Below are 13576 nucleotides of genomic sequence, written 5' to 3'. Positions count from 1 at the left end.
TCAACTCCCCCCTAAAATTTAATATTATAAGAGACAAACGGGATAGGCACCCCGAATATCGCCATCTTATATCCCTTTAATTTCCCGTTCTCCGATATATAATACACCGAGTAGGCGTTCTTTCGCCCCGTCAGGTTATAGACCCCGAAAGAGATCGTGCTATGCGTGAGCAACGTCAGGTGGTGGCTCGGCTCGATGTTGAACGAGGCGTCCATCCGGAAAAAGTCCGGGATGCGGTATTGATTACGGTCCGAATAGTAGACAAACTCACCGCCCCCGTAATGATATTTGGAGACCGGCAAGGTGATCGGCCGTCCCGTGCTATAGTCGCAATTCAGCGAGAAGCTGAAACGATGCGTGAACTTATAGTTGCCCACGAACTTCAGGTCGTGCGGCTTATCGAAGTCGGCGGCGTACCAATCCCCCTTGTTCACGGGATTCACGATCATCGGGTCGTTCTGCCGCAGTTGCGTGCGAGAGTAGGTATAGCTTACCCAGCCGTTCAACTTCCCTTGCGTTTTCTTCACCATCAGCTCCACGCCATAGGCACGCCCCTCGGTCCTCAGCACGTCCGTCTCGATGTGGTGGTTCATCAGCAGCTCGGCGCCGTTCCGGTAATCTAGGTAATCCTTCATCGTCTTGTAATATCCCTCCAAGGAGACCTCGATTGTATTGCTCAAGAAATTCCGGTATAGCCCGGCGGCCACTTGCATACCCGTCTGCGGCTTGATGTTAGCGTCGCTCAACTTCCACGTATCCGTGGGCGACATGATCGTCGTATTGGATAGCTTATGGATATTCTGGCGCATCGTATTAAAGCCGGCCTTCACAGAGAAGTCCTCGGTAAAGGCATAACGGGCGGATACCCGGAACTCCGGCCCGTGGTAAGTCTTGAACGCCCCGGTCTTATCCACCGTACCCGTCACGGTAGCCAAGGAAGGCAGTTGGTCGTCGGCATAGAGATTATAGGTACGGGGCCCCAATACGTTAAACATGGAATAACGGACCCCCACGTTCAAGGAGAGTTGGGAGGTGATATCCCAACGATCGCCCACATAGATAGCGGACTCCACCGCTTTCTCCTTCTCCATCCGGTCCTCCTTCACCAACGACTCCCCTCCATAGGGAAGGTATTTCCCCGGCTCCAAGTCGTAAAACAGCGAGCTGGCGCCGAAATCCAGCGTATGCTTATCGCTCAGGTAATGCGTGAAGTCCATCTTCCCGTACATCTGGTCGATACGGAAAGCGAGGGAATAAGCGTTCACCGGGTTATCCGTATTACGGGTATTGTAGCCATAATGGTCGTAGCCAGCGGTGAGGACTCCCGTGAAACGATCCGAGAAGATATGCCTCCATTTCACCGAGGCGTTGGCGTTCTCGTAGGCATACCGCTCATCCACGTTAAAGCGGAAACGGTCGTGGCTGTAGTAGCCATTCAGATAGAGGTTGTTCCGCTCGTCGAATTTATGGTTGATCGTGGCGTTCAGGTCGTAAAAACCGGCGTTGCCATCCTTATAGCCGCTCTTCTCGGGGAGTTTCTTCAAGATCCAGTCCGAGTAAGTGGTACGTCCACCCACGATAAAGGAGGTCTTCTCGGAGAAGAGAGGCCCCTCCAAGGTAAGGCGGCTGGTCAGCAAGCCGATGCTCGCCGATCCCTTGAACTCCTTCTTGTTACCCTCCCGGCTGTTGATGTCGAGTACCGAGGAGATACGTCCGCCATACTTGGCGGGGATGCTGCTCTTGTACAGCTCCATGTCCTTCACCACGTCGGGGTTGAAGACGGAGAAGAAGCCGAACAGGTGGGTCGGGTTATAGACCGTCCCGTCGTTGAAGAGGATCAAGTTCTGGTCCGTCGCCCCGCCCCTCACGTTAAAGCCGCTAGAGGCCTCGCCCACCGCCTTCACGCCGGGGAGCGACATGACTACCTTCATGATATCCACCTCGCCGAACGCCATCGGGATATTCTTTATATCCTTCACCTTCAGGCGTTCCACGCCCATCGTCGTATTCCGCACGTTGGCGATCTTCTCGGAGGAGATCGTGACCTCCTTCAAGGTGTAGACCTGTTCCTCCAGCTCTATATCCAGCTTGCCGTCGGAATGGAGCATGATCTGCCGCCGGGTGTCCTTCATGCCCATGCCTTGTATGTACAGCTCGTGCCGTCCGGGAGGGAGGCGCAGCGTATAATAGCCGTAAGCGTCGGTAGTAGCCCCGATCATCGGGTCCTTCACGAACACGGCCACGCCCACCATCGGCTCGCCGGTCTTGAAATCGCTGATATTACCGGTCACCGTGACCCGGTCCGCCGCCTTGCCCGAGGCGTCGCCGATCTCGTAGACCTTGTTCTCCGAGGTAGCCTTCTGCTGCTTCCGGCCCGCCATCAGGGAGATACCGGAGCCTTCCTCGTCGCCATCGCCCTCTCTCCGCTTCTCCCGCAGGAAGAAGTTCTCGGGCAGGGAGGTCATCAAGGTGTTATCTCTCAATACAAAGAAGGCGCCGCCATACGAGGATACTTGGAAGGGAGTCCCCTCCAACGCACGCCGCAACGCCACCAAGGGCTCTTCCTTCTCACTGTGTACGCTAACGACCATGGAGTCCGTCTCCAAGGGTTGCCGGTAGACGGGCTGTCCGGTCTGCCGCTCGATAGCGTCGAACACGACATTCAAGGTTACTTGCCGGAAATCCAGATCGACCGTCCGCTGCGCCCTCGCCGTCCAACCGGACAGCAGGCACATCATCATAACGATATATAGGCTCTTTTTCATGGGATCTCGTTTAACTGTTCATACTGTCTCACCACGGCTACGATGGCTTCCTCGGGAGCGTGCTTGAAATCCAGCTTTCGCCGCTTGATATACCGGGCCAGCTCTTTTTTCTTGGACTTGAGGACCTTCAACACGGAGCCTTTGCTCCTCACGGTATAGTAAACACCCTCCTTCCGGATATAATATTTTACGGACTGATCGAAGGATTCATCGACCTGCATATCTTTTATCGTCTTAGATAATATACAAGACCATTTCCCCAGCACGGTACACTTCCCTTCATGCAACCGTAGGTAATAGCCTTCCGGCAGGTTACCCGACCGCTCGTCCGGATACCTGTAGAAGATAGGATAGCCATGAAACTCAGCGTAGTCTACCCGATCGCTCGGCAAGACGATATTATAGCGATTGTCCGGAGAGAGCAGTAATAACTCATTCTTGTACAGGTCTAAGCGCATTTTCACGCCCTTGTAGAGAATGCCTTCGAAGCTAAGATCCCCGGATACGTATTTCTCGCTCTTCAAATAGGGGTGATTTCTTATCGAGGTGGGATATTTTAATTGCTCCTTCCCATGGTAGATCACGGATTGGCCGGCGGCGGAAGAGACATAGTCATCCACCGCATCTTGTGCCCTAGCCGTAACGATAGCCAACGCGCATACGCATAAAAACCCCAGAAGCTTTCTCATAAGATCCAGATTTAAAGTTTCATGCCAAATGTAAGCATATATATCCGACAAACCAACAACTTCCGAGGAATTATCACGTGGATAATATACCTTTGCGACGTTTTTAACTTTAACAATTAATCATATATGAAAAAAAATCAGTTTCCGGGAAGCGGAAACAAGCGTGAGAAAGCTGCTGGATAGTTTGGAAAATGCCCAAAAGGCATGGGTGGACTTGAAAAAAGACGCGAAGGGGGCGCATAAGTTGTTTAAAGACTACCAGCCGGAGGAGGATCTGGTTAAACGGGAGAAGATCATCTACACGGGCTCTGTGAAAGACTTCGTGCGGCTGACGCTGCCCATCCTCGATGACCAACGTTTCCGGGTGAACGGGCAGACGAACCGGGAAGCCATGATACGGGCGCTGGACGAGGTGTTCGAGATACACCCCAACGGCTGCCCGGAGCCAAGGAGCTTCCGGAGCATCCTCTCGACGGCGCAGGAGGAATACGGGAAAGCGCATGAATAACAAGCTTCCCGTTTTTCACAACAAAAGTTAAAACTTGGGAGGCGTCCCAAAGCGCCTCCCTACCTTAGCGGCATCAAGCCAGAGACACTGGCTCTTTTTTTATCACTTAAAAATATAGTATGATAAACACGTCATTATTCGCCCTTTTCGGACGATACAAAGGAGACGCCTCGCTAGCGGGCGTACTGGAAAACATCCAAAGAGGAACGTACAAGCAGCTCATCGACGAGACGCGGGAGGCGCTAGCGTCGGGCGATAAGGAACTGGCCGCCAAGCTAAAGAAAAAACTGCCCGCTTTCACCCCACAGGCCACCTACTCCGGGAAACGCCTCGACCCTCACATCACCCGCTATAACCAATTGGTGGTACTCGACATCGACCACGTAGGGGAACGGGAGCTGGAGCGTATCACCCCGCTCGCCACGGAAGCGCCCTACACCGTGGCGTATTTCCGCAGTCCCAGCGGCGACGGGGCGAAACTCATCGCCTACGCCGCCACGGACGAGACCGCCACGCCGGGCAATCACCGGAGGGTCTACGAGGCCGTGAGCCGTTGGTACGCCGCACGGCTCGGCGTGGAGCTGGATACCTCGGGCAGCGACATCGGGCGGCTTTGCTTCGTATCGGACGATCCCGCCCTATACCTCTCGCCTGCCTACCGCCCTTGGCTGGAGGGTACCGGCGAGCTACCGGAGGGCCTCGCCCCGCTACCCCTTACTTGGAAGGAGGAGGTTAGCGAGACGGCTCCCGGGGCGAAGGAAAGGAAGGTGGCCTCGCCACTGGAGAAGGCACGCCGGACCGCCGAGCGGAAAGGCGCCTACGCCGAGGGCAACCGTAATAACTTCATCTTCGTCATGGCCGCACGAGCGAACCGGCTGGGCGTGAAGCGGGCCGAGATGGAGGCTTACGCCGCTACCGCCTTCGCCGACTTGCCGGCGGAGGAACGCCTCGCCGCCATCGAGAGCGCCTACAGCCACGTGGAGGAGCACGCCGCCGAGACGAGCGCCGCCACCTCCCGGAAAAAGGGCGGGGGCCCGCTGGACGTGGTCGCCGTGGAGGCCTATATATCCGAGCGTTTCCTCACCCGCAAGAACGGCGTGAGGGGGTACGTAGAGGTGGCCTCGAAGAAAAAGCGGAACGGCCAAAAGCCGGTCTTCAAGCCGGTGACCGACTACTGGGTGAACTCGCTCTGGCGGAGTCTCCTGAAGGACGGCCACTACTGCTCGCATAACGACATCCGGGCCATACTGATGTCGGACTTCAGCGAGACGTTCCACCCTTTCCGCGCGTATTTCGAGGGGCTGGCCCCGTGGGACGGGGTGACGGACTGGATCGGGCAGCTGGCCGATACCGTGGACACCACCCGGCCCGCCTTCTGGCGGGGTTGCCTCAAGCGCTGGCTTATCGCCGGGGTGGCCGGATCCATGGAGCTAGGCGTGGAAAACCATACCATCCTGCTGCTGGCCGGCGGGCAGGGGCTGGGCAAGACCTCGTGGCTGCGGAACCTCGTGCCGCCCGAATTGCGGGACTATCTTTTCACGGGCAATGTCAATCCCTATAGCAAGGGTTTCCCGCAGATGATGGTGGACTGCCTCTTGATCGTCATCGACGAGATGTCCGGCCAGAGCTACGCCGATCTGAACCGCCTCAAGGCGCTCACCTCCACCGGGGTCATCTACCTGCGCCGCCCGTACGGACACTATGCCGAGACGCAGATACGCCACGCCTCCTTCGCCGCCACGGTGAACGACTTGCAATCGCTGCCGGACGATAACGAGTCTCGCCGCTTCCTCTGCTTCGAGGCCACACGGATCGATTACCAGTCGCCCGTGCGACACGCCGACATCTACGCCCAAGCTCTCGCCCTCTTCCGCCGGGGCGAGAAATACTGGTTCTCCGGCGAAGACATCCGGAAGATCAACGAGAACAACGAGACCTTCCGCCAGCGAAGCCCCGAGGAGGAGTTGTTCTTCACCTATTTCCGCAAACCGGAGCGTTTCGACACGCCACAGTATCTTACGGCGAGCGATATTATGACGAAACTAAGTGTATTTACACGTATCACGCCGACACGTTCCAATATAGTTACGTTGAGCAAGGTGCTGAAAAAACACGGTTTTAAGCTCACGAAAACTAGAGGAAAACTACTGTTTGAGGTCGCCGAGATCACCTCGGAACAGGTAAAAGCCAATTTTTTGCGCCCTAGGCAAGAGGAAGAGGATAGAGCCCAAAAGGAGAATGATATCTTTAAGGGTCAAGAAGATAAGCCGGAATAAAAACTGACTTTCTAAAATGAGCAGGGCGCAAAAGGCGCAAAAAACAGTGTCTGGAAAAACATTTTACAAAAAAATAAATATATATCACACTATAGCAGTGTGATGAAAAAATATATTTACAAGAAAAGTTTTATATAGGCACGTAAAGATGCGCCTTTTGCGCCCTAACCCCGGCACCGATATTCGTCGGGATTAAGAAACATGACCGGAAAACCAATGAGATACGGTCGCTAAGTCAATGGAATCCGTCTCGCTTTCCATTGACTTAGCGCCCCTATTCCACCCGGATACCATCCGGCTCTCACGGCTCGCCGAGCGACTCGATGATGGCCCGCACCATGGCGGGCGAATAGACCCGCTCGCCCTCGTGATAACCCAGCGAGAGGAGGCGACCGGGCAGGCCGGGATAGATCGTTATCCAATGTTGCAGCTTGCGGTGGGCCGAGCGGGGATGCAGGTCGGGCAGGTAGACCTCGGCCAGCTCCATCCGCCCGTATGCTCGTATCTTGAATGTCGTTTCCATATCCTAAAGATAGTGAATCTCCGGCATATATCCATCATTTTCCGGAGAAATAATTCACCCGAAATCACCCTAAGTCACCCAAAGCGACAAAGCCCCCATGCCCTGCCGTATCTTTGTATCAACATTAAAAAACAACACATTATGATCCGCTACAAGAAGTATCAAAACAAGAACGAGAAGAACGTGACAACCTTCAACAAGTGGTACGCCCGTGCCGTATGCGAGGAGACGGTAGACATCGCCGCCTTGGCCGAGCACATGTCCACCCACAACACCCCCTTCTCCACCGGCGCCATCCACGGCATGCTGAAGGACATGGTGAATTGTATCAAGGAGCTGCTGATGGACGGCAAGAACGTGAAGATAGACGACCTCGGCATCTTCAGCGTGGACATCCGCTCGAAGGGGGCCGTCACGCCGGAGGATTTCTCCACGCAAGGCAATATCATCGGCGTACGCCTTCGTGCCCGTGCCACGGGCAACCTCTCCAGCGCCTCGCTCAAGCTGACGGCCAAGCTCCGTGAGTACACCGAGTACTCGAACGGAGAGGTGACCCCGGGCGGGGGCGATTCCGAGAGCCCGGACGAGATTTAGGGAATTGAGAATTGAGAATTGAAAATTGAAAATTAAGTGGTATGGAGATTTCTGTTTTTATACGTGAATACGCTCCGCTGGCTGGGGAGGCCGGGCGGGCGTTCCGGATCGATCCGGTGGTGATCTTGGCACAGGCGGCCATCGAGACGGGTTGGGGCGAGAGTACGCTCTGCCGGAAGTATCATAACTTTTTCGGCATCACGGCCTACGGGCTGCCCAACGTATGGTGGACCGGCCGGTGGACGGAGCTGTCGCCCCGCTCGCTACGTTTCCGGATCTACCCGGACGATAAGTGCTCGTTCATGGATTACTGCCGCCTGCTTCGCTCGGCCTATCCCCGGGCGGCCGACATGAGCGCCAACCCTACGGCCTTCGCCAAGGAGATCGCTTACAGCCCCTACATCAGCGAGGTGAACGGCGATAACCGGGAAGCCTATCGTAAGCTGATCGTCCAGCTTTGCCGAAAAATCAGCTCGCAACTATCAATCGTTAATCCAAAGGGCGGGCAGATGCCGCCCCTATCATCAACTGTCAACTAAAATGAAATACCTTGAACTCATCCTCCGTTGCCTCACGGCACTCCTCCGGGTCATCTTCCCGCAGCATCCCCCTGTTCCCGAAACGACAGACGCTACCGGCGCTGCTCCTTCTCCTGCTAGCCCTCCTCTCCCTCCTCATGCGGGAGACGGAGGTGACGCTAGCGGCGATCGGCGCCTCGCTGACGCTCTTCCGCCACCACGATCCCCCTCCTCCCCACCGCCCCCCGGGGCGGACTGGCTGGGTATCTCCGGCTACACCCTCCTCATAGCGGGGTGCGCAGGGTGCCTCTTGAAGTACTGGGGTTATTAGAGGAAATGGGAATTTGAAGAATACTATTTTCTTCAAGCAAAAAGGGTATGCCGTGATGCATACCCTTTAACTTTTATTAAACCATCTATTCCTTTTGTGGTTATAAAAGAACATATAACCATCAATTATTCAAGACAAACTCTTTAAGAGCAAGAATCTGTAAGCACCATTCAAAATAAAAACGATAAGGAAGTCCCCTGCCTTCCTTATCGCCATAAACCTTTAGTTTCTCCAAGCTTCCGGCTGTACCAAGTACGGAGTACCTGTTTCCGGATCTGTACCCAAAGTCAAGATCTCATCGTCAGGAACGGGCAACATTGTCTTATTTGCCGGCAGGTAAGAGGCACCCGCAAACTTAGAGATATACTGTTTCTCATAGTCCACATAGGCTTTCAACTCACTAGCCATCACATCACCACCCCAACGGGACAAATCGAACCAGCGCTCACCTTCCATAGCCAACTCTAACTTACGCTCCATGCGAATCGCCTTGATACAAACATCTTTGTTTGAGAATGCGGCATGTGAAGAAGGATATTCGGCAATCTTATAATTAGCGGCTGGAGTCCCATCATCTAACTTAACAATATTAACATCCAAAGCCGCACGACGACGAATCTTGTTAACCTGCTCCATCGCACCTTTCAGATTCCCAGCGTTAGCCAAGCATTCAGCATATAATAAAGTTAAGTCACGAACACTTAAATATTGCAAGTTCATAGCAGAACCCGGTGCCCAACCACCATATAACGCTTTCATACCAGCCGCATCCTCAGCCTTGCTATATACATGCTTTTTCGGCATGAAGATACCGCCATTCGTAGCATCTCGTACCCAACCATTCTCTGGGAATCCCCAATCCTTATAAGGAATACCAAAACGACCTACAGCAAAATCCAATCGAGGATCGACCGCAATGTTATTATCGTTAACGGCTAGCACAGCATCTTGGGAACTATCGGAGTTACGAACTGATACACTCTTCTTCGTACGATATTCACCGTTCAAGTAAGGAAGGCCATTCGCATCTACTTGGAACGAATTCACCAACTCAAAAGAAGGCTGGTAGAAACCACAACATCCACCGGGACCTGTATTATGCGGATAAGCTAAACAGAAGGGAGCCCCCCCCATATTCTCTGCCGCATTTGAGTATTGTACCGCAAAAACGGATTCCTTACCATTTTCTGTCAAAGCATTGAAGTTATTGTCCAGATCATCTTCCAGTCCATAAGCCATACCCTTAGACGTAACACCATTTGTCAACACATCCGCTAAGATAGGTTGCGCTTCCGCCAAATCACCATGCCACATCAAGATCTTAGCCTTCAAAGCCTTCGCTGCGGATTTATTCGCCCGACCAACCTCACCAACAACCTTAGGATCATCCGATAAATTCGCTATAGCATCATCCACGTCGGCAACGACCAAACTATAGATATCTTTGTCATTATGCACCTTTGGGTCATTCTCTTGATTAGTCTCATCAATATAGGGGAGATAAACACCAAACACACGCATTCCCTCGAAATAAGCCAAGGCTCGTAAGAATTTCAACTCGCCTTTACGCATTTGGCGAATTTCCTCCTTCATATCCTCCGCTTTTTCCAAGACCTGAAGAGCCAAGTTAACACGTTTGCTCATTTGATACACCCAAACCCATTTTTGCTTGATATAGCCATTGGTCGACAATGTATTATACAATTCTATCTCATTCACCGTAGATTGGTCGTTAGGGTCTGATCCCTTGTTGGCATCACCCCCATAAATACCACCCCATACCCAGTTAAACGGAGAAGCTTGATAGGGATCGTATCCTTCCACAGGAGAGGCTAAACCCGCATAAGCACTAGTAACCAGCAACTCCACACCTTGAGCATTCGCCAAAGCCTCCGGGGTCAAAACTCCTTGCGGCTCCTTTCCCAAGAAATCATCGCCACAAGACCCTAAAGTCAGCATACTGGCAAAAGCCAACGCTAATATATATTTGTTGTGTTTCATAATAAAATTCATTTTAAAAGTTAATCAAATCCCTAAACATTAGAAAGCGAAATTTACACCGAACAAGAAACGCATCGTTGAAGGCCATCCACCCATATCAACACCTCTCTGTAGGTCTCCCCCACTTTCTTTGCCCATATCCGCATTCGTATATTCCGGATCCAATCCAGAGTAACCGGTAATAGTCAGCAAATTCTCGGCTTGTACATACAAACGTAAGTTTTGGATACCCACCTTAGATAACACGCTCTTCGGAAGCGTATAACCCAAAACCACATTCTTCAAACGCAAGAACGAAGCATTCTCTACGTAATAAGAGTTCGAGAATTTACCAGAATAACCATCGTTCGAATCCAAGATCGGCAAAATGGCATTGCTATTATCAGCACCGGGAGTCCAAGATTGATCACGCATACGCTCAGACTTGTTACCGTTGAACATCCAGAAGTCCGTAAAATATTTCGTATTGTTAAACAGGTCATTGCCGATAGTTGAATACCAGAACATCGTGAAGTCCCAGTTTTTCCAAGTAACCGTAGCGTTTAAGCCAGCGATCAAATCAGGATGGGGAGAACCGATGAACGTACGGTCTCTTTCCGTCAACTTACCATCCTTATCCACATCATCAAACTTAAATTTACCGACCCAAGCCTTGGCGGACTCAGCGTTCAATCCGGATTGTCCTAGAGGCGGCAAGGCCAAAACCTCGTCAACGTTCTCATAGAAACCATTCACCTTGTAACCATAGAACTCAGAGATAGCATGTCCTTTCGTCGTACGGGTCACGTTTCCATCCAAGCGAGTTCCCGCTCCCCACAAAGAGGCATCATCCGACTCCGAGATACGCAGTACCTCATTCTTATAATGGGAAAGGTTCAAACTTACGTCCCAAGACCAATCACCTTTTGAATCTCTATAATTCAAGTTCAAATCGACACCCGTATTCTTGATATCACCGAAATTGATATATGGTTTCTTGATCTCCGGGTTAGCAAACGCTGAATATTGAGCCTCGATCAACATATCCGTTGTCTTCTTCCAATACCACTCAGCACCAATATTGAATTTACCATTTAAGAAAGTAGCGTCCACTCCGACGTTCCACATCTCTGTAGACTCCCACTTGGTATCCTCGTTTCCATATTTATCTAAGATGAAACCTGTTGTAGTAGAATTATTCTGTCCGTTCAAATCGTAGTCAGAACGTTTCGGGTAAGTTGCAAGTTCCATAGCATAGTTCGTAATACGAGGAACCTCAGAGTTTCCTGTCTGTCCATAACCGACACGCAACTTCAAATCGTCCAACCAATCTCTCGTACTTTCCATGAAATCCTCTTGGGAAATACGCCAACCTAAAGAAGCGGATGGGAACACACCATAACGATTAGATTTTGAGAAACGAGATACACCATCCCGACGGATGATACCTGTGAACAAATATTTATCATTGAAAGAATAATCTACACGGCCGAACAAGCCAAACAAAGCAAACTCACCCTTATATTCGGAATTCGCCAAACGCTGGTTGTTATTCTCACCCATATTCAGCACCCAACTATTCGTATTATCCTCAAACAAATAATTGTAACGACGACCGGTCAACTTGCGTCCCAGACCGTCACGGATAGCCTCCGTACCTAACAGAACGGTAAGTTTATGGATATCATTAAAAGTCTTGTTATAGGTCAACGTATTCGTCCATACCCAACGATAATTAAACTCACTTTGTTCCTCAAAGTTATTCTGTCCCATAGACTCTGAGAACTCCGGATTTTTCTTTTCCATGCGATAATAATACCGGTTCGTATAGTCGATACCGAAGTTCGTACGGAATGTCAAGTCCTTGAAAATATCCGCCTCAGCCCATAAGTTACCAAAGATACGGTTGCGAGTATAATAGTTGTCCTTATTACGGACTTGATTGGCTACCGGATTCTGGAAGTTACCCGTACCGGAGAACTTTGATCCAGCGAAATTACCTGCGATATCATATACCGGAACCCAAGGAGAAGCACGATATGTCCACGAATAAGGATTAGATTCCGCTCCATTCGCACTCAAGCCATTATCTTTCGTGAAAGCATACGTTAAGTTCTCACCCACACGTAACCAGTCACGTACATTGAAAGAGGTATTCGCACGCACTTGATAACGCTGATAGTAAGAATCAATTACCGTACCGTCTTGTTTGAAATAGTTTGCGCTTAAGTTATACTGTCCCTTTTCCGTACCACCGGACAAGCCGATCTGGTGATTTTGAATCATGGCGGCACGATCTAACTCATCCCACCAGTCCGTATCTGAGAATGGTGCGTAAGTTGTAGTAGGATAATCATAGTCGCTCGGATCTATTGTAGTAGAACCCTGAGCACCTGATTGTGTCAAGTAATTCGGGATAGAAGGTCTATCCCCCGTACCAAATTGAGGATTACTTGGATAACCTCCGATATCACGCATAGCAATATTATTCTTCTGCGCCTCCCAATCTAGGTTCAAGCGATCCATAGAATTCAACACGTCATATTTCTTACCCGTCTTCTGGACACCAATATAACCGTCGTACGTTAATCTCGGTTGCCCGCTCTTCGTACCTTTCTTCGTCGTGATCAAGATAACACCGTTCGCAGCCTGCGCACCATAGATAGCGGCAGAAGAGGCATCCTTCAATACCTGCATACTCTCAATATCGTTCGGATTCAAAGTACTTAGATCCTGATTACGTGTTGACACGCCGTCAATTACGTATAATGGGCCATTATCATTAACCGTATTGATACCACGAATACGAACCATTGAAGGAGAACCCGGAGAACCGGTCTGACCGATATATACACCGGCCGCCTTACCTTGCAACTGCTGGGTAGCGGAAGATCCGGAAGATGCCAAAAGGTCCTTCGTATCGACTACTGCCACGGAGCCTGTGATATCTTTCTTCTGCTGCGTACCGTAACCTACTACTACGACCTCATCAAGGTTTTGCGTATCTTCTTTCAATGTCACATTTACCACTTCTCCCGAAGCCGGAATTTGTTGGGATACATAACCAATGTAGGAAACGACTAAAATGGAGTTGGGCTCAACTTCCAAGGAATACTTACCGTCAAGGTCGGTAATCGTACCGTTTGTAGTACCTTTTACTACAACATTCACACCCAAAAGGGGTTCACCCTTTGCGTCAGTTACCGTACCGGTAACTTTCTTAGCTTGTTGGGAGATGGACACATTCGCGTTAGACGCATGGATTGGAGGGGTTACACCCGCACCGACCATAAGGAAACAAAGTGCCAAACCCAGCCCGCTTTTAACAAAAGCCAACTATTTGTTCATCATAACACAAAAATAGGTTAACATTAATAATTATATCCACTCTT

Annotated in this window: 9 protein-coding genes; 4 read left to right on the top strand and 5 right to left on the bottom strand. The window is 51.0% G+C overall.

What is annotated here, in order from left to right; genetic code table 11:
• Positions 1-11: 11 nt before the first annotated feature.
• Both HMPREF0999_RS15845 and HMPREF0999_RS15840 read right to left on the bottom strand, forming a co-directional pair.
• A complete protein-coding gene (locus tag HMPREF0999_RS15845) occupies positions 12-2765 on the bottom strand; it encodes a TonB-dependent receptor (protein WP_009276367.1) in 2754 nt (917 codons plus the stop codon).
• Positions 2762-3454 (bottom strand): hypothetical protein, encoded by a 693-nt coding sequence (locus HMPREF0999_RS15840; RefSeq protein ID WP_009276366.1) that lies wholly within the window; start codon positions 3452-3454, stop codon positions 2762-2764. The genes HMPREF0999_RS15845 and HMPREF0999_RS15840 overlap by 4 nt, the downstream gene beginning before the upstream one ends.
• A 163-nt stretch (positions 3455-3617) precedes the next feature.
• Between HMPREF0999_RS15840 and HMPREF0999_RS22525 the strand changes: the two genes are divergently transcribed.
• The gene (locus tag HMPREF0999_RS22525) at positions 3618-3962 is read left to right on the top strand and encodes a hypothetical protein (protein WP_005855952.1); all 345 of its coding nucleotides are present in this window, start codon (positions 3618-3620) and stop codon (positions 3960-3962) included.
• Between the two features lie 119 nt (positions 3963-4081).
• A complete protein-coding gene (locus HMPREF0999_RS15830; RefSeq protein WP_009276365.1) occupies positions 4082-6238 on the top strand; it encodes a BT4734/BF3469 family protein in 2157 nt (718 codons plus the stop codon).
• A 301-nt stretch (positions 6239-6539) separates the two neighbouring features.
• Here the strand turns inward: HMPREF0999_RS15830 and HMPREF0999_RS15825 are convergent, their stop codons facing one another.
• On the bottom strand, positions 6540-6761 hold the full coding sequence (locus HMPREF0999_RS15825) for a DUF4248 domain-containing protein (RefSeq protein ID WP_005868065.1): 222 nt from the start codon (positions 6759-6761) through the stop codon (positions 6540-6542).
• Between the two features lie 141 nt (positions 6762-6902).
• Here HMPREF0999_RS15825 and HMPREF0999_RS15820 point away from each other — a divergent pair, with 141 nt between their 5' ends.
• Together HMPREF0999_RS15820 and HMPREF0999_RS15815 are read left to right on the top strand one after the other, a co-directional pair.
• Positions 6903-7355 (top strand): DNA-binding protein, encoded by a 453-nt coding sequence (locus tag HMPREF0999_RS15820; RefSeq protein ID WP_009276364.1) that lies wholly within the window; start codon positions 6903-6905, stop codon positions 7353-7355.
• A 41-nt stretch (positions 7356-7396) separates the two neighbouring features.
• Entirely contained in the window at positions 7397-7894 is a 498-nt protein-coding gene (locus HMPREF0999_RS15815) for a glucosaminidase domain-containing protein (protein ID WP_009276363.1), read from the top strand.
• Positions 7895-8426: 532 nt separating this feature from the next.
• Here the strand turns inward: HMPREF0999_RS15815 and HMPREF0999_RS15805 are convergent.
• Both HMPREF0999_RS15805 and HMPREF0999_RS15800 read right to left on the bottom strand, forming a co-directional pair.
• Positions 8427-10205 carry a RagB/SusD family nutrient uptake outer membrane protein gene (locus tag HMPREF0999_RS15805; RefSeq protein ID WP_009276362.1) on the bottom strand — a complete coding sequence of 593 codons (1779 nt, stop codon included), beginning with the start codon at positions 10203-10205 and terminating at the stop codon, positions 8427-8429.
• A 39-nt stretch (positions 10206-10244) separates the two neighbouring features.
• Positions 10245-13475 carry a SusC/RagA family TonB-linked outer membrane protein gene (locus HMPREF0999_RS15800; RefSeq protein WP_048926868.1) on the bottom strand — a complete coding sequence of 1077 codons (3231 nt, stop codon included), beginning with the start codon at positions 13473-13475 and terminating at the stop codon, positions 10245-10247.
• Between the last annotated feature and the right edge of the window lie 101 nt (positions 13476-13576).

It is taken from the genome of Parabacteroides sp. D25 (genome assembly GCF_000307475.1).
Taxonomy (GTDB): Bacteria; Bacteroidota; Bacteroidia; order Bacteroidales; family Tannerellaceae; genus Parabacteroides; species Parabacteroides distasonis.
The sequence above is the reverse complement of the archived record's forward strand: the minus strand, read 5'-3'. Positions and strand labels throughout refer to the sequence as shown.

Coding starts and splice junctions, on each gene's coding strand:
- HMPREF0999_RS15815 (WP_009276363.1), top strand. CDS start 7,397: ATGGAGATTTCTGTTTTTATACGTGAATACGCTCCGCTGGCTGGGGAG.
- HMPREF0999_RS15805 (WP_009276362.1), bottom strand. CDS start 10,205: ATGAAACACAACAAATATATATTAGCGTTGGCTTTTGCCAGTATGCTG.
- HMPREF0999_RS15845 (WP_009276367.1), bottom strand. CDS start 2,765: ATGAAAAAGAGCCTATATATCGTTATGATGATGTGCCTGCTGTCCGGT.
- HMPREF0999_RS15800 (WP_048926868.1), bottom strand. CDS start 13,475: ATGGTCGGTGCGGGTGTAACCCCTCCAATCCATGCGTCTAACGCGAAT.
- HMPREF0999_RS15830 (WP_009276365.1), top strand. CDS start 4,082: ATGATAAACACGTCATTATTCGCCCTTTTCGGACGATACAAAGGAGAC.
- HMPREF0999_RS15840 (WP_009276366.1), bottom strand. CDS start 3,454: ATGAGAAAGCTTCTGGGGTTTTTATGCGTATGCGCGTTGGCTATCGTT.
- HMPREF0999_RS15825 (WP_005868065.1), bottom strand. CDS start 6,761: ATGGAAACGACATTCAAGATACGAGCATACGGGCGGATGGAGCTGGCC.
- HMPREF0999_RS15820 (WP_009276364.1), top strand. CDS start 6,903: ATGATCCGCTACAAGAAGTATCAAAACAAGAACGAGAAGAACGTGACA.